The 19611-nt window shown below is 54.4% G+C and carries 17 protein-coding genes; 12 read left to right on the top strand and 5 right to left on the bottom strand.

The features are described 5' to 3' along the window. Positions 1-8 precede the first annotated feature (8 nt). The 7 genes from O1Q74_RS10650 (at position 9) to O1Q74_RS10620 (ending at position 8854) form a co-directional block, all read left to right on the top strand. Positions 9-1475 carry an NAD-dependent succinate-semialdehyde dehydrogenase gene (locus tag O1Q74_RS10650; protein ID WP_271872860.1) on the top strand — a complete coding sequence of 489 codons (1467 nt, stop codon included), beginning with the start codon at positions 9-11 and terminating at the stop codon, positions 1473-1475. A gap of 478 nt (positions 1476-1953) precedes the next feature. After that, entirely contained in the window at positions 1954-3033 is a 1080-nt protein-coding gene (locus tag O1Q74_RS10645) for an ABC transporter substrate-binding protein (RefSeq protein WP_271872858.1), read from the top strand. A 42-nt stretch (positions 3034-3075) separates the two neighbouring features. Further along, positions 3076-4344: an ABC transporter permease gene (locus O1Q74_RS10640; protein ID WP_271872856.1), complete on the top strand. Its 1269-nt coding sequence runs from the start codon at positions 3076-3078 to the stop codon at positions 4342-4344. A 28-nt stretch (positions 4345-4372) separates the two neighbouring features. Then, on the top strand, positions 4373-5191 hold the full coding sequence (locus O1Q74_RS10635) for an ABC transporter permease (RefSeq protein WP_271872853.1): 819 nt from the start codon (positions 4373-4375) through the stop codon (positions 5189-5191). A gap of 510 nt (positions 5192-5701) precedes the next feature. Next, positions 5702-6436 carry an SDR family NAD(P)-dependent oxidoreductase gene (locus O1Q74_RS10630; RefSeq protein WP_271872851.1) on the top strand — a complete coding sequence of 245 codons (735 nt, stop codon included), beginning with the start codon at positions 5702-5704 and terminating at the stop codon, positions 6434-6436. Beyond that, positions 6429-7553, top strand: coding sequence for a phosphotransferase (locus O1Q74_RS10625; protein ID WP_271872849.1), 1125 nt, complete (start codon positions 6429-6431; stop codon positions 7551-7553). The genes O1Q74_RS10630 and O1Q74_RS10625 overlap by 8 nt, the downstream gene beginning before the upstream one ends. Then, a complete protein-coding gene (locus O1Q74_RS10620; protein WP_271872847.1) occupies positions 7550-8854 on the top strand; it encodes an aspartate aminotransferase family protein in 1305 nt (434 codons plus the stop codon). Before O1Q74_RS10625 ends, O1Q74_RS10620 begins: the two co-directional genes overlap by 4 nt. On the opposite strand, the gene O1Q74_RS10615 is transcribed toward O1Q74_RS10620, so the two are convergent. After that, complete coding sequence (locus O1Q74_RS10615; protein ID WP_334311409.1) at positions 8849-9796, bottom strand: acid phosphatase; 948 nt, start codon at positions 9794-9796, stop codon at positions 8849-8851. The two genes, O1Q74_RS10620 and O1Q74_RS10615, sit on opposite strands and share 6 nt — an antisense overlap. Positions 9797-10556: 760 nt before the next feature. On the opposite strand from O1Q74_RS10615, the gene O1Q74_RS10610 reads away from it, so the two are divergent. The 4 genes from O1Q74_RS10610 to O1Q74_RS10595 all read left to right on the top strand — a co-directional run bounded on the left by O1Q74_RS10610 (position 10557) and on the right by O1Q74_RS10595 (position 14498). After that, the gene (locus tag O1Q74_RS10610) at positions 10557-11579 is read left to right on the top strand and encodes a methionine ABC transporter ATP-binding protein (protein ID WP_271872845.1); all 1023 of its coding nucleotides are present in this window, start codon (positions 10557-10559) and stop codon (positions 11577-11579) included. After that, the gene (locus O1Q74_RS10605) at positions 11572-12231 is read left to right on the top strand and encodes a methionine ABC transporter permease (protein WP_271872843.1); all 660 of its coding nucleotides are present in this window, start codon (positions 11572-11574) and stop codon (positions 12229-12231) included. The genes O1Q74_RS10610 and O1Q74_RS10605 overlap by 8 nt, the downstream gene beginning before the upstream one ends. Positions 12232-12272: 41 nt before the next feature. Beyond that, positions 12273-13385 carry an o-succinylbenzoate synthase gene (menC, locus tag O1Q74_RS10600; RefSeq protein WP_271872841.1) on the top strand — a complete coding sequence of 371 codons (1113 nt, stop codon included), beginning with the start codon at positions 12273-12275 and terminating at the stop codon, positions 13383-13385. Positions 13386-13688: 303 nt separating this feature from the next. Further along, positions 13689-14498, top strand: a complete 810-nt coding sequence (locus tag O1Q74_RS10595) for a MetQ/NlpA family ABC transporter substrate-binding protein (RefSeq protein WP_225084806.1) — start codon at positions 13689-13691, stop codon at positions 14496-14498. A 328-nt stretch (positions 14499-14826) separates the two neighbouring features. Here the strand turns inward: O1Q74_RS10595 and O1Q74_RS10590 are convergent, their stop codons facing one another. Beyond that, positions 14827-16245, bottom strand: coding sequence for a M20 family metallopeptidase (locus O1Q74_RS10590; RefSeq protein ID WP_271872837.1), 1419 nt, complete (start codon positions 16243-16245; stop codon positions 14827-14829). Between the two features lie 142 nt (positions 16246-16387). Between O1Q74_RS10590 and O1Q74_RS10585 the strand changes: the two genes are divergently transcribed. Beyond that, complete coding sequence (locus tag O1Q74_RS10585) at positions 16388-17320, top strand: LysR family transcriptional regulator (RefSeq protein WP_271872836.1); 933 nt, start codon at positions 16388-16390, stop codon at positions 17318-17320. A gap of 127 nt (positions 17321-17447) precedes the next feature. Here the strand turns inward: O1Q74_RS10585 and sctU are convergent, their stop codons facing one another. The 3 genes from sctU to sctS are packed head-to-tail and all read right to left on the bottom strand — an operon-like array spanning position 17448 to position 19608. Then, complete coding sequence (gene sctU / locus O1Q74_RS10580; protein ID WP_271872833.1) at positions 17448-18527, bottom strand: type III secretion system export apparatus subunit SctU; 1080 nt, start codon at positions 18525-18527, stop codon at positions 17448-17450. A 13-nt stretch (positions 18528-18540) separates the two neighbouring features. Then, positions 18541-19341, bottom strand: coding sequence for a type III secretion system export apparatus subunit SctT (sctT, locus tag O1Q74_RS10575; protein WP_271872831.1), 801 nt, complete (start codon positions 19339-19341; stop codon positions 18541-18543). Between the two features lie 6 nt (positions 19342-19347). Next, positions 19348-19608, bottom strand: coding sequence for a type III secretion system export apparatus subunit SctS (gene sctS, locus O1Q74_RS10570; RefSeq protein WP_009112548.1), 261 nt, complete (start codon positions 19606-19608; stop codon positions 19348-19350). Positions 19609-19611: the final 3 nt, after the last annotated feature.

Here is a 19611-nt window from a genome sequence, read left to right as displayed (position 1 = left end):
GAGAAGCTATGCAACTGAAAACGTTACTGAAACAACAAGCCTTATTCCGTCAACACTGCCTGATTAACGGCGAGTGGCAAGACAGCCAAAACGGTGAACGTCTGAACGTCACCAATCCGGCGACGGGCGGAGTGCTGGGGTCGGTGCCGCTGGTGACGGTGTCACAAACTGAGCAGGCGATTGCCGCGGCTGAACAGGCACTGGTTGAATGGCGTAAGAAGACAGGAAAAGAACGTGCCGCGCTGTTGCAGGCGTGGGCGCGCCTGATTATGGACAATCAGGATGATCTGGCTGCGTTGCTGACGGCGGAACAGGGAAAGCCGCTGGCGGAAGCGCGGGGCGAAATTGCCTACGCGACCAGCTTTATCGACTGGTTCGCGGAAGAGGCCAAGCGTATTGAAGGCAGCGTGCTGCAATCGCCACAGGGTCAACAGCGCCTGCTGGTCATTAAACAGCCTATCGGCGTGTGTGCGGCGATTACGCCGTGGAATTTCCCGGCGGCGATGATTACGCGTAAAGTCGGTCCTGCGCTGGCGGCAGGTTGCACCATGATCGTCAAACCCGCCGAGCAGACGCCGTTTACCGCGCTGGCGCTGGCGGAATTGGCGCAGCAGGCGGGTATTCCGCGCGGCGTGTTGCAGGTCATCGTTGGCGATGCGCAGTCGGTTGGTAAGGTGTTGTGCGATAGTCCGGTGGTACGCAAACTGAGCTTTACTGGTTCCACGGAAGTGGGCCGCATTCTGATGGCACAGTGCGCGCCAACGGTGAAAAAGCTGTCGCTGGAGCTGGGCGGCAACGCGCCGTTTATCGTATTCGATGATGCCGATGTGGAGCAGGCGGTAAAGGGCATTCTGGCCTCCAAGTTCCGCAACAGTGGGCAGACCTGCGTTTGTGCCAACCGTATCTACGTGCAGGACGGTATTTATCCCACGCTGGTCGAACGGCTGGTTGAGGAAGTGCGCAAGCTGAATGTCGGTGACGGTACGCAGCCGGGTGTGACGCAAGGGCCGCTGATTGATGCTGATGCGGTCAGTAAGGTTGAACAACACATTGCCGATGCGCTATCGCACGGGGCAACGCTGCTGTTAGGTGGGAAACGTCATGAGCTGGGCGGCACGTTCTTCACGCCAACCATCGTCGGTGGGGTCACGCGCGAGATGCGTTTCGCCCGTGAAGAGACGTTCGGGCCCGTCGCGCCGCTGTTCCGTTTCAGCGATGAAGCAGAAGCGATTGCGATGGCGAATGATACTGAATTCGGGCTAGCGGCCTATGTTTACACGCGTGATGCGGTGCGCCAGTGGACGGTACCGGAAGCGCTGGACTACGGCATGGTCGGCATTAATACCGGTCTGATCTCGAATGAAGTCGCACCGTTTGGCGGAGTGAAGCAGTCCGGTCTGGGACGTGAAGGTTCGCGTTTTGGTATCGAAGACTATCTGGAAATGAAATACCTCTGCGTCGATCTTTCCAGATAAAACGTAGTCCCGATCGTCGGTAAGAAACGCGTGTCGATAGCCCATATCGGCACGCGTATATTCCAAATAATTCGAGTTTCAGGAAGGCGGCAAGAGAAGGAATCCCGATGAGCTTACTCAAGTAAGTGATTCGGGTGAGTGAACGTAGCCAACGCACATGCAACTTGAAGTATTACGAATATATATCAGACGCGCAATGTGTCTGGGTGGTGCAAGGCAATGCTGACTTGCACCACAAGATGGCAAAAATGGTGAAATGACATCAGGTGGAGAGTGAGGTTGTCTATCCCTGATGCTTCTCCTCACCGTTCCCGCTGCCGCAGCAGTAAAACATCAATAAAATTTTTGAATTGGCACAATTTATGCTCATATTTTTTTGCATGATTATCATGATGCATGATGCATCAAAAGGCAGTCTGCAAAAATTGTGGTTCGTATTTGACCTTATTACGTTGGCTAACACTCCAGGAGCAAAACGATGTCCAAAATTAACAACACATCCAAAGCGAAAGGCCTCTTCAATCGTCCGGCACTGAAGAAAATGGCGGCCACGGCTTTTCTGGTGACGATGGCCTGTCAGGCGCAGGCGGAATCCGTCACGGTGATCTCATTCGGTGGTTTGAACAAGGATGCTCAGGATAAGGCATTTTACAAACCGTTCGCCGCGGCGGGCAAAGGTACGGTGGAAGCCGGTGAGTATAACGGTGAAATGGCGCGTATCCGGGCGATGGTGGAAACCGGGCAGGTAGGCTGGGATGTGGTGGAAGTCGAAGGCCCTGAGCTGATGCGTGGCTGTAACGAAGGACTGTTTGAGCCGCTGGACTGGTCAAAACTGGGCGATCAATCCCAGTTTGTTAAAGGGGCGGTCACCGAGTGCGGCGCGGGGATTTTTCTGTGGTCAACCGTTTTGACCTATAACGCGCAGAAGCTGAAGCAGGCACCGAAAAGCTGGGCCGATTTCTGGAATGTGAAAGCGTATCCCGGCAAGCGCGCGCTGCGTAAAAGCGCCAAATTTACGCTGGAAATCGCGCTGCTGGCCGATGGCGTGAAGCGCGACGATCTCTACACGGTGTTGGCGACGCCGCAAGGGGTCGATCGCGCCTTTAATAAACTGGATCAGATCAAATCGAATATCCAGTGGTGGGAATCCGGTGCACAGCCGCTGCAATGGCTGGTGTCGGGGGATGTGGTGATGACGTCTGCCTATAACGGCCGCGTCGCGGCGGCGCAGAAAGAAGGGCATGATTTCAAGATTGTCTGGGCCGACAGCATTTACGATCTGGATAGCTGGGCAATCGTCAAAGGTTCCAGGCACAAGGCGCTGGCAGAGCAGTTCATTGCGTTTGCCAATCAGCCGGAAAACCAAAAAGTATTCGCCGAGAACATTCCCTATGGCCCGACACACGTCAAAACCACCAGTCTGCTAACGCCAGCCGTCGCTGCCAATCTGCCGACCGCGCCGGATAATCTGGCACAGGCATTGCAGGTAGATACTGAGTTTTGGATCGATCACGGTGAAGAGCTGGAGCAGCGTTTTAACGCCTGGGCCGCGCAGTAAAGCCGCAGTGATTGACCGTACGTGATGATGGAGAAAGAGCCTATGTCCCAGAGTGATGTCGTCGCCGCTGTACCGTCTGGCGGAAACGAGGAAAATTCGACCTTGAAGCAGCAACTGTGGCTAGCGCAGAAAGCTTATAAGAAGCGTTCGCTGCTGCTGATTGCGCCGCTGTTTCTGTTTATCGTGGTGAGTTTTCTCTTCCCGATCACCTCGATTTTGGGGAAAAGCGTCTCCAACCCGGAATTGCGCGGCACTATGCCACAGACCATTGCTGCTATGCGGCAATGGTCGGGCAACGATGTGCCGGATGAAGCGGTCTTTCGGGCACTGGTTGGCGATCTGCGCGATGCCCGCAGCAGCGGTAAGCTGAGCACGATTACCAAACGGTTGGGGTATGAAGGGGCGGAATACCGTACGCTGATTACCCGAACATTGCGTAAGCTGCCCGCTGAGGGCAGCAGCGACATACGCGCTCAACTGATACGCGAGCAGCCGATGTGGGGGGAATTGGCGACCTGGCAAACGTTCGATCGCGCAGCGCGGCCTTTTACCAGCTATTACCTGTTGGCGGTGTTTGACCATAAAGTTGATGCCACAACGCAGCAGATTGTCCCGCAGCCTGCCGATCAGGCGCTGTATGTCGACGTGCTGCTGCGCACGTTGCTGATGGCGGGTGTGGTGACGCTATTATGTGTGGGATTGGGGTATCCGCTGGCCTATTGGCTGGCGAAGCAGCCGTCTAATCGGGCAAACCTGTTGCTGATTCTGGTGTTGCTGCCGTTCTGGACATCGCTGATCGTGCGCACCGCGAGCTGGATTGTGCTGTTGCAGTCGGGCGGCTTGATTAACCGTTCGCTGATGAACATCGGTGTTATCGATGAACCGCTGGTGCTGGTGTTCAACCGTATCGGCGTCTACATCTCGATGACCCACATCCTGCTGCCGTTCTTTATTCTGCCGCTGTACGCGGTGATGAAAGGCATTTCCCCGAATTACGTGCGGGCGGCTGTCTCACTGGGGGCGCATCCGTTTATTGCCTTCTGGCGGGTTTATGTGCCGCAAACGTACGCGGGTGTCACGGCAGGGGCGCTGCTGGTCTTCATGATGGCGATTGGCTACTACATTACGCCAGCGCTGCTGGGCGGGCCGAGTGACCAGATGCTGAGTTATTTTGTCGCGTTCTTCACCAATACCACCATGAACTGGGGAATGGCGGCCGCGCTGGGGACGCAGTTGCTGATCATCGTGACGCTGCTGTACGTCGTGTACATCCGTGTCACGCGCACCAATGCGGAAGCCGCGGCGCACTAGGCACACCTTAATATTGGGGAGATAATAAATGAGACAGCAAGGTGACGTGGTGATCCGTCTGTGGAACACGTTCTTTAATTTCTACGGGGCGGCGATGCTGTTGTTTTTAATCGTGCCCGTACTGGTGATTGTTCCGCTCTCATTCAATGCCGGTTCGTTTCTGAGCTATCCGCTGACGGGATTTTCCCTGCGCTGGTATCGTGAATTTTTTAACTCCAGCGAGTGGCTGGGCGCGTTGGGCAACAGCCTGCTGATTGCGCCGCTTGCCACGCTGCTGGCGACGGTGCTTGGCGTGCTGGCCTCAGTCGGGCTGGTGCGCGGTGAATTTCGCGGTAAGTCACTGGTGATGGCGGTGCTGATTTCACCGATGATTGCGCCGGTGGTGATTGTCGCGGTAGGGATGTTTTTCTTTTTTGCTAAGCTATCGCTGTTGAACAGCTACTTGGGGCTGGTATTGGCACATGCCATGCTGGGCGTGCCGTTCGTGGTGATTACGGTCACGGCGGTGTTGAAGAACTACGATCACAACCTGACGCGTGCCGCCGCCAGTTTGGGCGCTTCGCCGCTGCTGGCTTTTCGCAAGGTGACGTTTCCGCTGATTGCGCCCGGCGTGTTCTCGGGGGCGCTCTTTGCCTTTGCGACCTCGTTTGATGAGGTGATCGTCACGCTGTTCCTCGCCAGCCCGCGCCAGCGCACGCTGCCGCTACAGATGTTTGCCGGCATCCGCGAAAACCTCGACCCGACGATAGCCGCCGCCGCGAGCATGATGGTGGGCGCCGCGCTCGTCCTGTTGATCGTGATGGAGATTTTACGCCGCCGTTCTGAGCGTCTACGGAGTGGGAGTTAATCCGTGTCAGAGTTATGTTTCATGCGCGTTGATATCTGCATGCTGTTTCTTATCGCCATTAATGTAAGGCACAAGTGGGGCAGTTGTTATCCGGCGTAAGAAATTATGCAGCGGTGGGCATGAGCATCGAGTGAGCGGCATGGACGCCGCGAAAGCCAGTGCCGCGTCGGGAACGCGTCACTGGCGGCTCGAATAGTGCTCATGAACACCGATGGCACCGCGAAGCGGCATAATTTAGCCGGGAAGCCAGGGTTCGCAGGGCGACGGCGAGTGAGCCGCCCTGCGTCGGGCGCGTGCTACGAAGTTGCATGAAATGGCAGTGCTGTAGCGCACGAAACGCTCTCTGATTCGGCATAAAAATGTGTTTAAGGGCGCATTTCGCCAAGGGGAAAAATTGCTTTTTTGCTGAATATTTTTCAGCTTTTTTTAAAACCTAATTTATGATGCATCAAACACCATTTTGATGATCGTGTACAACATTATCGTCTACAAAGGCTCAGGAGATTCGGTATGACAGTGCAAAAAACACTCTTGCTGACCGGTGCCAGCCGGGGAATCGGGCATGCCACCGTTAAGCATTTCCACGCGGCGGGGTGGCGGATCTTTACCGCGTCGCGTCAGAACTGGGCGGAAGAGTGCCCGTGGGCGGAAAAACTGCTTAATCACATTCATCTCGATTTGGAAGATGTCGACAGCCTGCAACAGACGCTGCCGCTGATTAAGGAAAAACTGGGCGGGCGGCTGGATGCGTTGGTCGATAACGCGGGGATTTCGCCAAAAGGCGCAGACGGGCAGCGTTTGGGCGTGCGCGACACGGATTATGCGACCTGGCTGCGGGTCTTCAACGTCAACCTGTTTTCCTGTGCGCTGTTGGCAAACGGCTTGTTCGATGAACTCAAGGCATCGCAGGGCTGCGTAATTAATGTGACCTCGATTGCCGGATCGCGGGTGCATCCTTTTGCTGGTGTCGCTTATGCCACGTCAAAAGCGGCGCTGTCCGCATTGACGCGAGAAATGGCATTTGATTTTGGTCCGCACGGCGTTCGTGTGAATGCGATTGCGCCGGGAGAAATCGAAACCTCGATTCTGTCCCCTGGGACGGGCGATATCATTGAACGGCAGGTGCCGATGCAGCGCTTAGGCAAACCCGAAGAGGTCGCCAGCCTGATCTATTTCCTCTGCACGTCCGGTGCCTCTTATGTCAACGGTGCGGAAATCCATATCAACGGAGGACAACATGTCTGACGGACGACTCAGCGTACTTTTCCCCTCATACCCGCCTTCGGCGTCTAATCAGCCCGTGTTTGCTGAGCCGGTATCGCACGACGATGAACTGATGACGCAGGCCGTACCGCAGGTTTCCTGCCCGCAGGCGCTGGCGATTGCGCAGCAAGAATATGGGTTGTCCGGGCAGATGACGCTGTTACAGGGCGAGCGTGACATGAATTTCTGCCTGACGGTCACGCCAGATGAGCGCTATATGCTGAAGGTGATCAATGCGGCGGAACCTGCCGACGTCAGCGATTTTCAGACCGCGCTGCTGCTGCACCTTGCGCAGCAGGCCCCTGAACTGCCCGTACCGCGAATCCAGCCAACAACAGCAGGTCGTGCGGAAACCTGCGTTGAGATCGACGGCGCACTGCTGCGCGTGCGGCTGGTGAGCTATCTGGCAGGCACGCCGCAGCATCTGACCGCGCCTTCAACGGCGTTGATGCCGCAGTTGGGCGGCACGCTGGCGCAGTTGGACAATGCGCTGCACGGCTTTACGCATCCGGCGGCGAACCGTTCACTGCTGTGGGATATCAGCCGCGCAGAGCAGGTGCGTCCTTATCTTGATTTCATTTCTGAGCGGCAACAGCACCAGCATCTTCTGCGTATTTTTGACCGCTATGACAGCCGTGTCGCCCCCGCATTAGCGATGTTACGCCGCCAGGTTATTCATAACGATCTGAATCCGCATAACGTACTGGTAGAAGGGGCGTCACCGGCGCGGGTGACGGGCATTATCGATTTTGGCGACGCCGTATTGGCTCCGTTAATCTGCGAAGTGGCGACGGCGCTGGCGTATCAAATCAGTGACGGAGCGGATCTGCTGGAACATGTTGTGCCGTTTATCGTTGCGTATCACCAGAACAGGCCGCTCGCGCCGGAGGAGATCGCATTGTTGCCGGATTTAATTGCGACCCGCATGGCGCTGACCTTGACGATTGCACAATGGCGGGCATCACGCTACCCCGACAATCGGGAGTATCTGCTGCGTAATGTACCGCGCTGTTGGCACAGCTTGCAGCGCATCGCAACTTATTCCCATGCGCAGTTTGTGACTCGCCTACAGCAGGTTTGCCCGGAGGATGTGCGATGAATCAGAGCGAAATCACGTCTGAAATGACAACAACAGAAGCGTTGCTGACGCGCCGTCAGCGGGTATTGGGCAGCGGTTACCGCCTGTTTTATGAGGAACCGTTGCATGTTGCGCGCGGTGAGGGCGTGTGGCTGTTTGATCATCAGGGCAGGCGTTATCTGGATGTCTACAACAATGTGGCGTCGGTGGGGCATTGCCATCCGGCGGTGGTGGAGGCGATAGCGCAACAAAGCGCTAAGCTCAACACCCACACACGCTATCTGCATGCTGCAATTGTCGATTTTGCAGAGGATTTGCTGAGCGAGTTCCCCGCTGAGTTGAACACCGTGATGTTGACCTGTACCGGCAGTGAGGCCAACGATCTGGCGTTGCGCATTGCCCGCCACACTACGGGGGGGACGGGCGTCCTGGTGACGCGCTGGGCGTACCACGGCGTGACCAGTGCGCTGGCGGAGCTGTCGCCGTCGCTGGGCGATGGCGTGGCGCGCGGTAGTCATGTGAAGCTGATTGACGCACCAGATTCCTATCGTCAGCCCGGCGCGTTTCTTACCAGTATTCGTGACGCGCTGGCACAGATGCAGCAGGAAGGTATTCGTCCTGCCGCGCTGCTGGTGGATACCATTTTTTCCAGCGACGGCGTGTTCTGTGCGCCGGAAGGCGAAATGGCACAGGCGGCGGCGCTGATTCGTCAGGCGGGCGGATTGTTTATCGCGGATGAAGTGCAGCCGGGTTTTGGCCGCACCGGGGAGTCAATGTGGGGTTTTGCGCGTCACGGCGTCATCCCGGATTTGGTGAGTTTAGGGAAACCGATGGGCAATGGGCATCCTATCGCCGGGCTGGTTGGACGTTCCGTATTATTTGAGGCATTTGGGCGAGAGGTTCGCTATTTCAATACCTTCGGCGGCAATCCGGTGTCCTGTCAGGCGGCGCACGCGGTGCTACGGGTGATTCGCGAAGAGCAGTTGCAGCAGAATGCTCAGCGGGTTGGTGACTATCTGCGACAGGGGTTGCAGCTACTGGCACAGGATTTCCCGCTACTCGGCGATATTCGGGCTTACGGCCTGTTTATCGGTGTTGAGCTGGTTAGCGACCGTGAAAGCAAAGCGCCAGCAAAGGAACCCGCATGGCAGGTGGTAAATGCCATGCGCCAGCGCGGTGTGCTGATCAGCGCGACGGGGCCAGCGGCAAATGTGCTGAAAATTCGTCCGCCGCTGGTGTTTCAGGAAGAACACGCCGATGTGTTTTTAACCACGCTGAGAGATGTGCTGACAGTCCCCCATACCCACGTGCAGAAGTCATAGCCCGCGCGTGGGGGCCAATAGCGCGGCGTCGTGCAGGTTGAGGCGCTGCCAGAAATTCTGCATACCTTTATCGTCAGGCGTGCCGGAAAGTGGGTAACCGTCCGGCAGTGCGGTTTTTACCATCAGATTTCTGCGTTGGGCCGCGGAAAGATGAGGGAGCACGGCTTCGAGCAGGACTTCCGCACCTGCTGGAACGCTAATCGGAGACGCTGTACCAGGTTGCGCGGGTAGGCCGTACGTCATCGTGTAGTGATAAAATGTCTTCATTTCCGGTGCGGCGTAGGGGTCATCCTGTGGTGCACTCTTCGCGCAGTTGCTCAACGTTGTGCCACAGGTTTTCTCTAACGCACTGCGTAACTCCGTTTTAGCCTGTTCAAATAGCCGGCGATACTGCGGATCGTTGAGGTAGTGCGCCACATTGCGCTCGGCAATCATCCGTGAGCCGATTACATCCAACGGATAATGCACGCCCAGCACGATGCGTGAATAGCCATAGCGCGCACCGCGATCAATCAGCGGGACGAAGCGTTCAGGGAGCATTTCTGCTAACAGCAGCGCATCGGTGTAGCCGCTGCTGGCATGCCCGCTAGGAAACGCACCGCCGGAAGCGGTATAGGGTTTTTTATCGCTAATCACAGCAGTATCTGGCACCAGATGAATAGTGTTATTTTGCTGCAAGAAAGGGCGAGGATAGTCGAAGTGAAGTTTGGCTTTGATAGTACTGATTTCAGAGGCTTTGATTAAGGCTGCTGCCTTGCGCAGCTCGCCGCGATTATAGGCGCTGATAAATGCATTACCGAGTTTTGGGCCCAACGCATCTGCCAGAAAATAGAGATAGTTGATGCCTTCTGCATCTACCAGTGCCTGCTCGCACTGCCCTGTGGTCGCTTCATGATTAATACGCGTCACAATACCGTAGCAAATCCAAAGAGCGGTAACCAGAAAAAGCTGACAACGGGCAGCAGTTTGCTTATGGATAGAAGAATAGCGCGATGACACATAGTGGCATCCTTAATCGGGAGGATAGACTCGTCATACTCCAAATTGTATGCACGTTGACTGCGGGCCAACGCGTTGCGTTGTGCAAAACGCTAACATTTCGAATTATTTAGAGGATAAATGTTTGTTGGTCACGTTCAGGCTAGGTGTTGATTGTGATGGTAATGTTTCAGGATATATTTTGAGATACTTATCAAAGAATTATCATAATTTTTTATATCAGGTGATGTCATGAGCCTCACGTGGATAAACGAGACGACGGTAACCTATATAGAAGAAAAAGGCATAAAAAAGTTTCTAAAAAACAGAAGGGTGATTTGCTTTTTTTATCATTGACGCAAAGCTCATTTCTCTCTACTTTAAATGGACGAATATTTTTCAATATTTAATTGATTTATAAGTAATTAATCTAATTTTAACAAAAATGGCAGCCACAAATAGCCCGGTTACCCCTCAACAAAAAAGGCGTTTATCCTCAAAAGTTATACGAAAACAATAAGGGAAGGCCTTGCCCTACTATGCATCATTTAAGCCCGTGATTAGGGTAAACACAGGGGGAGGTTCCCGCAGTGAGGCCTCGCCTGTGTATCTCGATACTTAAACGATGGGGAGTAGATTTTGCCCTTACATCAAACAGGCATCCGTTTGCGTATGCCGACGATACGTTTCTTAAAATAGTCAGTCAGCAGGAGTGAGTCAGGTAATGATTCGGTTAGAAAACGTGAGCGTTGATTTTCCCACCGGCAAAGCAGCACAGTCCAGAGCGGTAAACAACGTCAACCTGACCATTCAACAGGGTGAAGTTTTTGGGATTGTCGGCACCAGTGGCGCGGGGAAAAGTACGTTGCTGCGGACGATCAATTTATTGCAGCGCCCGACTGAAGGACGCGTGTTTCTGGGCGATACGCTGATTAGCGATGCGTCCGGCCGCGAACTGCGCCAGCATCGGCAGCGTATCGGGATGATATTCCAGCATTTTAATCTGATGCATACGCGCAATGTGTATGACAACGTGGCATTCAGCCTGCGTGCCGCAGGTAAGAGTAAAGAAGAAATCGCCTCGCGCGTGCCGGAGATTCTGGCGCTGGTCGGCTTGCAGGACAAAGGGAGCGCTTATCCGGCGCAACTGAGTGGCGGACAGAAGCAGCGAGTGGGCATCGCCCGTGCGATTGCCAACCACCCCGAGGTGCTGCTGTGTGATGAACCGACTTCGGCGCTGGACCTGGAAACGTCGGCGTCTATTTTGGCGCTATTGAAAAGCATCAATGTCCGATTAGGTATCACGATCGTGCTTATTTCCCACGAAATGAGCGTGATTAAAAGTATTTGTCAGCGCATGGCGGTGATGACGGGCGGAAATATTGTGGAAGAGGGCGACGTCTTTACCATCTTCTCCTCACCGCAACACGCCTACACCAAACAGCTGGTTAGCCATACCAGCCCGATCGAATTACCGGAACGTTTTAAGCAGAATAATAAAGGTGTTTTGCTGAAAATACTCTTTGCCGATGATTCGGTAGAGCAGCCCATATTATCCGACGTTGCGCAGCAGTTTCAGGTATCGGTAAATATTCTGCACGGCAATATTGAATACATTAACGATCGCGCACTGGGGCATATTATCGCCCAGCTTTCATACCGTGACGATCCGGCGGCGGATAACCTCGCGGCCGCTATTGCTTATATTCGACAGAATACCTTTGGGGTGGAGGTCATCAATGGCTGAGTTATTTGGTGAATTAGTTTTTGCCTTCGGTGAAACCTTCACGATGGTGTGTATTTCAACGCTGTGTGCGGTGATATTCGGCCTGCCGTTAGGTATCGCGATTTATGTGACCGATCGTCATTTATTCTGGCAAAACCGTTTTATCTATTTGGTATCAACCATTCTGGTAAACATTATCCGCTCGATCCCGTTTGTGATCCTGCTGGTGCTGTTGCTGCCATTAACACAGTTCCTGCTGGGGAACACAATAGGGCCAGTGGCTGCGGCGGTGCCGATGTCTGTCGCGGCGATTGCCTTTTATGCTCGACTGGTGGATTCCGCGCTGCGCGAAGTCGATCCCGGCATTGTGGAGGCGGCAGAAGCGTTTGGTGCCAGCCCGACGCGCATTATCGGAACCGTGCTGTTACCGGAAGCGCTGGCAGGATTATTACGTGGCCTGACGATCACGCTGGTCAGCCTGATTGGTTACTCGGCCATGGCGGGGATTGTCGGCGGCGGCGGTGTGGGCGATCTGGCGATCCGCTTCGGTTATTACCGTTATGAAACCGAAGTGATGGTGGTGACCGTGATTGCGCTGGTTGTGCTGGTGCAGGTCGTGCAAACGCTGGGTGATAGGCTATCGCGGCGGGCAAATAAGCGCGAACGTCGCTAAACCACGACAGAATAGGGTATTCAGGGCAGCAGAGAGATGTCATGAAAATAGACAAAATTGTATTAAGAAAAATGAAAATGGCGCTGAAAACGCCATTTACTACCAGTTTTGCGACGCAGACGGAGAAACACTTTTCCATCGCGGAAGTTCATGCTGGCGGACAGATTGGCTACGGCGATTGCTCGGCTATTTCTCTGCCGTTTTATAACGAAGAAACCAACGTCACTGCCTGGCATATTATGCGTGACTTCCTGATCCCGATGATTAAGCAGGCCGGGGATATTGAACATCCTTCGCAGGTACGCGATATTTTCGCGCCGGTAAAGCGTAATAACTGCGCTAAAGCGGCAATCGAAGGCGGTATTTGGGATGCTTACGCGAAGATAAAAGGCGTACCGCTGTATCAATTATTGGGCGGTGTGCGGAATAACGTTGAAGCCGGTGTGAGTATTGGCATTCAGGATACCGCCGATAAATTAGTCAGCGTGGTCGATAATTTCCTGAATGAAGGCTACAAGCGCATCAAAATAAAGATCAAGCCGGGAAAAGATTACGATTATATTCTGGCGTTGCGTCAGGCGTTTGGTGATATTACGCTGATGGTGGACGCCAATTCCGCCTACACCCTGGATGATATCGAGTTCTTTAAGCGCATTGATAAATTCAATCTGCTGATGATTGAACAGCCGCTGGCGCACGACGATATTATCGACCACCGCAAACTTCAGGCGGCGGTGAATACGCCCATCTGTCTGGACGAAAGCATTGCGTCGGTTGAAGACGCGCGTAAAGCGATCGAACTGGGCAGTGCCAAAATCATCAATATTAAAGTCGCGCGTGTCGGCGGCATTACCGAAACCAAACTGATTCATGACTACTGTCAGGCACACAATATTCCGGTGTGGTGTGGCGGTATGCTGGATACGGCGGTCGGTAAAGCACACAACATTGCGGTGTCAACGCTGCCGAACTTTATCTACGCGCACGATATTCCGCCGTCTTCTCGCTACTGGCATGAAGACTTCATGCTGCCGTTTGTTGAATTGGACAAAGATAGCTGCGTTGCGGTGCCAAATAAACCGGGAATCGGCTTCGAGATTACCCCTGAGCTGTACGACAAATATTGCTACGGGCAGGAAACCTTTTTGTTTTAACTGATTCTTGAATCAGCCTTTTTAGTAACCTTTTTTAGTAAAACATGTGAGCAGTAAAACGTTATTCAACACCAGGGAATAACGTTATAAAAATAGAAAAAATAATGAGCGATGCCATGCAGGGCATAAGAGTATGGATTTAGGGAGAAACACGGTGATGAGGTTCCCGTAGGGATACCTCGCACCGTGGTCGCTCCCGGTATCTCGATCTTAACCCTGTGCTGGCGCTCTATATAACGACAACAAGAATGCCGTTAGCAAAACGGCGAACATTGACTCTATCAGACAGACAGGAACGCGACGATGCGATTGAAAAAACTCATTCCACTCATGCTGGCGCTGGGCATCTCTCAGGCTTACGCAGCAGATGCAGGCAAAGAAATCACCATCGGCGTCTCGCCGGGGCCGTATGGCGATATGGTCACGAAAGCGATCAAGCCGGAAATGGTGAAAAAAGGCTACGACGTGAAAGTGCGCGAATTCAGCGACTACATCCAGCCGAACCTGGCCTTGTCGAACAACAGTATCGACGCCAACCTGTTTCAAAACCGCCGCTATCTTGACCGTTTCAGCGCGGATAAAGGGCTGAAACTGGCTGAAGTGATTACCGTACCGACAGCCAGCATGGGCTTTTATTCCAACAAAGTCCGCTCGCTGAATGAGCTTAAAGCGGGCGATATCGTCACGCTGCCAAACGATCCGTCCAATCTGGCACGTTCGCTGGATTTTCTGCAAAAATATGGCCTGATCAAAATCAACCCAGAGATTACGCCAACTAAAGCCTCGCTGCGTGATATCACGGAAAATCCGAAAGGGCTGGTCTTTAAGCCGCTGGAAGCTGCACAGTTGCCGCGTGCACTGGGTGGCGTAACGGGGTCGCTGATTAATGCCAACTTCGCGATGGCTGCTGGTCTGAATCTGTCTGACGCGATTCAACTGGATGTGCTGCCGGAAGACCTGAAAAACATGATCGTCGTGCGGGCGGAAGATGCTGATAAACCGTTTGCTCAAGATCTGAAAGCCGCCGTTCAATCGCCGGAATTCGCTGCGTTCTTTGAAGACAAAAACTCCATGTTCCACGCGTTCCAGAAACCGGAGTGGATGAAAAAGTAATTACGGTTTTGTGTGTAATTAAGCCCTTAATCTATGTAAGTAAAGGGAACGTTTCGTGCGTATTGGTATGAGTGCTCGTTTATAACACTGTATCCCGCCCGACATAGGGCAGCTCAAATGCCGCTTGCCCTATGAACCCAGGCTAATGGCTGAAATTATGCCGCTTACGCGGTTCCTTCGCTGTCCATGACCGTATTCCGAGCCTCCAGTGACGCGTTCCAGACGCGGCACTGGCTTTCGCGGCGTCCATGCCGCTCACTCGGCGGTCATCTCCACCTCAGCCTAATTTTTAATGCCAGTGAAAGACAGAGAAGATAAGCACTAAACATCACTTCTGATATGCATACCTTCTGTGCTCTTCGAGTAACGCATGCCCTTGCTCCCCCAGTTCCCAGAACAGGCCAGTCATGATCGCTAATCCTTCGCGGGCGACGGATTTCAGCAGGTGTTCGTTAACCGCGTGCTGGCCGCATGCTGGGTAGGAGTGCGGGATCCACAGCGTCGGCAAGCCGAGGATGTCGGCGAAAACATCATTAGGCAGCGATCCGCCCAGATTCGGTAATAACGCAGGCTGTTTGCCGCTGATGTGCTGCATCAGTGCCAGCGTCCAGTTCACCAGCGGATCTTCCGGGTTAAAGCGCGTCGCCGGAGAGGTGTTAAGCACCTCAACGTCTACCTGCGTGAAGCCGTGCTGATCGAGGTGCTGGCGCACATGTTGCGCCAGATGCAGCCAGTCGGTACCGACGACAAAGCGTAACTGGCAAATCGCCGTGGCGTCGGCGGGAATCGCGTTCACCGGCTTGTGCGGATTGCCAGTAATGAATGACAACACTTCCAGCGTGTTCCAGCCGAATAACCGCTCGGCAGGCGTGAGTCCCTCTGCGCCCCAGTTTGCGTCAATCGCCGGGTCGTCCTCACCACCAGCAGGCGTGATGGTGCTCAGAATTTCTCGCAGCGCGGGGGTTAACGGCGGTGGCAGCAGGGCATCGATCTTCATCTGTCCTTGTCCGTCGACCAGACTGGCGACAGCGTTCGCCAACTGTGTCCCCGGATTGCTCAACAGCCCACCCCAGTTGCCAGAATGGTAGGCCTGCTCGCGTGCCTTGATGCGTAAGCGGAAATTGATGCAGCCGCGAGAACCGAGGAACAGCGTCGGGCGTTCTGCGCTAAGGCGTGGCCCGTCGGAGGCGATAAAGATATCGGCTGCCAGCGTCTGCTTGTGCTGTTGGCACAGCTCGGCAAGCCCCGGTGAACCAATTTCTTCGCCCATCTCGAACAGCAGTTTGCAGTTGAAGCCCAGACGCTGCCCACGCGCCTGAAATACCTGTTCCAGCGCCATCAGGTTAATACTGTGCTGGCCTTTGTTATCCGCGCTGCCGCGCCCGTACCAGTGGTCGCCTTCCTCCACCAGTTCCCACGGCGTGAGCCCATCGCGCCAGTTTTCTTCATCACCGAAAACCACATCACCGTGGCCGTAAGACAGCACGGTCGGCAGGCTGGGGTCTTCAATACGTTCGGCCAGCAGAAAAGGAGGATGGCGGTCGTCTGACGAGGTGATGAACGTGACGCTGAATCCCATGGCCTGCAACGCGGGTTGGATCTCATCAGCCAGATAGCGGTTCAGTGCACGCTGGTTACCGGCTTTCTGGCTCTCGCTGGCATGGGCAATACGCCGGGCCAACGTCTGTTTAAATTCTCCGCGATCGAAACGTTCACAGGCGATACGAATAAGGTCTGCGCTGGTCATGCCTTTCCTTGCTGGATAATGTGCCGAAGTTACCGATATTTAAAGAAAAAATGAGCTTTGAAACAATAATAAAAATTGCAATTAAGCTTTGCTTTTAATATAAACCTTCACATTCCCCGCTCTGTCTGAAAGGAACGCCGCCGTGCACAGCACCGAGATTCGTTATTTTCTGGTGGTTGCCACCACCGGTTCGCTTAGCGCCGCCAGTCAGCACCTGTTTGTGGCCGTTTCTGCAATCAGTCGTCAAATCCAGCGGCTGGAGGAACGCATCGGCGTACCGCTGTTCGAGCGTCACGCGCGTGGCATGGTGTTAAACGATGCTGGCTGTATTCTGGAAAACCATGTGCGTAAGAGCATGATGGACATGGATGCGGCGGTGGCGGAGATTCAGGGGCTGAAAGCCAGCCGCCGGGCGCTGCTGCGTATCGGCTGCACGGAAGGGATGGCGTTTGATCTGTTGCCGACGCTGTTTGCTCGTTTTCGTCAGCATGACCCGGATACCACTTTTGCGCTGAAAGTGGATTCGGCGATGCAGGTGTCCCAGATGATCCGCAATGGTGAAGTGGATATCGCACTCCAGTTTGCGTTGGCACCTGAGCAAGGTGTGAATGTGGAACTGGCGCTGCCTGCACCGTTGATGCTGCTGATGTCTGACGATCATCCGCTGGCGCAGCAGTCGATTCAACTGACGGATCTGCATCCTTTCCCGCTGGCACTGCCGGAATCGTCTACCACGCTGCGCCAACTGTTTGACCTTTCGTGCCGCATGAACGGTACTTTTCTGGAGTCGACGCTGTGCTGCAATAACTTCACCACGCTTTATTACTATGCGATGAGCACGCCGGGGGCGGTCACCGCCTGTAGCTTCTATTCCGTGATGTACAAGTGTTTGCAGGAACCGATGCGTCTGAAGCTCCTGAACATCAGGCAGCTTGACCAACGTTCGCTTCAGATTCAAACGCTGGCAGGCAAAGCGCACGCGCCCCAGCAGCAGGCGTTTCTGGATTTCATGATGGCGGAGCTGCGTCAGGGGGAAGCGTATTACCTGAGTCAGATCGCTACCGATGCGGTTTGATACGGTTGATTGCTGTCACTGATTAGGAGAAACACGGGGATGAGGTTCCCGTAGGGATGCCTCGCCCCGTGGTCGCTCCGGGTATATCGATCTTTCCGCGAGCGATTTTACGTCTTTGTTTTCACCCTCACTCCATCTCAATAATGTCGCGTTTTTGCTCATCTTCGAGCTGGCGTAGGACGCGGTACACCTGCGCCACGGCCTGAAGCGTCTCGCGCGGAATGTAATGGCCCTCCGGCGTAGTGCGATAGAGCGTGCGGGTCAGCCAGATGAAGCGAATCACCGGGATGTCGGCTTTTTTTGCCTGCGCGATGAGTTCCTGCGCCGCGCTATCTTCCCCCTTAAACAAAATGCGTGGTAGCGGCGTTTTGCCGGGACGATAGTAAAGCCCCACCGCATAGTGCGTTGGGTTAACCAACAGCATATCGGCGTCTTCGACTTTTGCTTTGGGGCGCGGCGCGGCGGGTTCGTTCATCAATTCATGCGCCAGCGATTTGCGGTGGCCTTTCATATGCGGATCGCCTTCGGAATCCTTGTGCTCGTTGCGTAAATCCTCATGGCTCATGCGCTGTTGCTTGAGAAAGAAATACTTTTGCAGACCGAAATCCAGCACGGACAGCACCAGCAGTGCCGTCAGCGTGGTACGGGCAATGCGAGTCAGTAGGGCTTTCCCCCCTTGCCAGAAGCCATGTAAATCGCCATAGGCCAATTCGACCAGCGCTTCCAGCTCCGGTACCACCACTTTATAAAAGACCGTGCCAATCACCACCGCTTTCAGAATGTTAGTCAGCATTTCCACCAGCTTGCGCATCGAAAACATCTGCTTGAACTGGTTAATCGGGTTCAGTCGGTTGAGATCGAGCTTCAGTGCTTCAGGTGCAAACAGCGGGCCATACTGAAGCCAACCGCCCACCACACGCAGCAGCACGGCAATCGCCGCCGCCAGCAGGCAGAGTGTGCCTGCCAGCACGGCAGCGTCGTGAAAGATTTCTTTCACCACCTGCGCAAACGGCACATCCAGCCGTTGCAGCGGCAGTTGTACCAGCGTTTGGAGCTTGCCCATCGTGCTGTCTGCCAGCGCCAGCACACACTCTAGCAGGCCGACGCAGATCAGCAATTTGGGCACGTCCTGGCTTTGCCCCACTTCCCCCTTACGGCGCGCATCTTCCAGCTTTTTCTCTGTGGGCTTTTCCGTTTTTTCGCTCATCGGTTCCGCCTGATTAGCTGTTCGATGCCGTAAAAAGTAGCGGGAGCAGGTGCTTAAGATCCGGCAGCCCCTGAAGTTTGTCGTCACCTAAGTACTGGAGTACGGGCAGGTAGATGATGAAAAATGCCATCCCGACCAGACACTTGGCGGGAATGGAGAGGACGAAGACCTGAAGCTGTGGGCTATACAGGCTGAGTAGCGCAATACTGAACTCCAACAGCAGCAGCAGCGCGACCAGCGGCCCGGCGTACACCACCAGATGGGTAAAGGTATCAGCCAGCAGGCCGAGGTAGACTTCAAACCCTTTTTCCCCCGGCGCGGGCAGCCAGGATAGCACCGGCCAGAGCTGGTAGCTGTCCCAAATCAACTGCGTTAGTCCTTTCAGACCGATACCGATAATCAGTAGCAGAATCAGGGTCTGTTTGAGTAGATGACCCAGCGGTGTGGCGTCGGACCCTAGTGCGGGGTTGAGTTGGCCGCCCATCAGCGCGCCGCGCTGATTATCGAACAACGCGCCGACGGATTCAAACAGCCAGAATGGCATCGCCAGAATCAGCGCGATAAGCAACCCGACGATCAACTCTTTCAGCAACAGGCCAGGCAGCATCGGCCAGGACAGTGGCGTCAGCAAAAGTTGCTGCTGCACGATAGGTGCTGGCAGTAGCGTCAGGGAAATCACCACGGCGTTGCGCATCATGCCTTTCAGCACATTGAGTGAAAAAACCGGCACCAGAATAAAACAGGGATACAGCCGGGCAAGGCCGAGCGTAATGGCGATGATAAAATCGTAAATGTGCTGAATGGTGGCGATCATGCGGATTTATACTCCGGTCTGCGCAATCATATTGAATGCGGTAATGGCCAACTGCATCAGCTCTACGCCAATCCAGCGTCCGCAGAGCGCCAGCGTCAGCCCGACGGAAATTAGTTTGACGGCAAAAGGTAGCGTCTGGTCCTGCAATTGCATCACCGCCTGTAGCAGTGAAATCAGCACGCCTACAATCACCGCAACCAGCAGCGGCGGCGCGGAGAGCAGCACAACCATCACCATGGCCTGACGGAAAAGCGTGATTATTTCCATCGC

Origin of the sequence: Pectobacterium sp. A5351 (assembly GCF_028335745.1) — a bacterium.
Lineage (GTDB): Bacteria > Pseudomonadota > Gammaproteobacteria > Enterobacterales > Enterobacteriaceae > Pectobacterium.
This window is presented reverse-complemented; position numbering and strand designations above follow the sequence as displayed.

Excerpts from the sequence above, each read along its gene's own strand:
- O1Q74_RS10650 (WP_271872860.1), top strand. The coding sequence starts at position 9 with ATGCAACTGAAAACGTTACTGAAACAACAAGCCTTATTCCGTCAACAC.
- O1Q74_RS10645 (WP_271872858.1), top strand. The coding sequence starts at position 1,954 with ATGTCCAAAATTAACAACACATCCAAAGCGAAAGGCCTCTTCAATCGT.
- O1Q74_RS10640 (WP_271872856.1), top strand. The coding sequence starts at position 3,076 with ATGTCCCAGAGTGATGTCGTCGCCGCTGTACCGTCTGGCGGAAACGAG.
- O1Q74_RS10635 (WP_271872853.1), top strand. The coding sequence starts at position 4,373 with ATGAGACAGCAAGGTGACGTGGTGATCCGTCTGTGGAACACGTTCTTT.
- O1Q74_RS10630 (WP_271872851.1), top strand. The coding sequence starts at position 5,702 with ATGACAGTGCAAAAAACACTCTTGCTGACCGGTGCCAGCCGGGGAATC.
- O1Q74_RS10625 (WP_271872849.1), top strand. The coding sequence starts at position 6,429 with ATGTCTGACGGACGACTCAGCGTACTTTTCCCCTCATACCCGCCTTCG.
- O1Q74_RS10620 (WP_271872847.1), top strand. The coding sequence starts at position 7,550 with ATGAATCAGAGCGAAATCACGTCTGAAATGACAACAACAGAAGCGTTG.
- O1Q74_RS10610 (WP_271872845.1), top strand. The coding sequence starts at position 10,557 with ATGATTCGGTTAGAAAACGTGAGCGTTGATTTTCCCACCGGCAAAGCA.
- O1Q74_RS10605 (WP_271872843.1), top strand. The coding sequence starts at position 11,572 with ATGGCTGAGTTATTTGGTGAATTAGTTTTTGCCTTCGGTGAAACCTTC.
- menC (WP_271872841.1), top strand. The coding sequence starts at position 12,273 with ATGAAAATAGACAAAATTGTATTAAGAAAAATGAAAATGGCGCTGAAA.
- O1Q74_RS10595 (WP_225084806.1), top strand. The coding sequence starts at position 13,689 with ATGCGATTGAAAAAACTCATTCCACTCATGCTGGCGCTGGGCATCTCT.
- O1Q74_RS10590 (WP_271872837.1), bottom strand. The coding sequence starts at position 16,245 with ATGACCAGCGCAGACCTTATTCGTATCGCCTGTGAACGTTTCGATCGC.
- sctU (WP_271872833.1), bottom strand. The coding sequence starts at position 18,527 with ATGAGCGAAAAAACGGAAAAGCCCACAGAGAAAAAGCTGGAAGATGCG.
- sctT (WP_271872831.1), bottom strand. The coding sequence starts at position 19,341 with ATGATCGCCACCATTCAGCACATTTACGATTTTATCATCGCCATTACG.
- sctS (WP_009112548.1), bottom strand. The coding sequence starts at position 19,608 with ATGGAAATAATCACGCTTTTCCGTCAGGCCATGGTGATGGTTGTGCTG.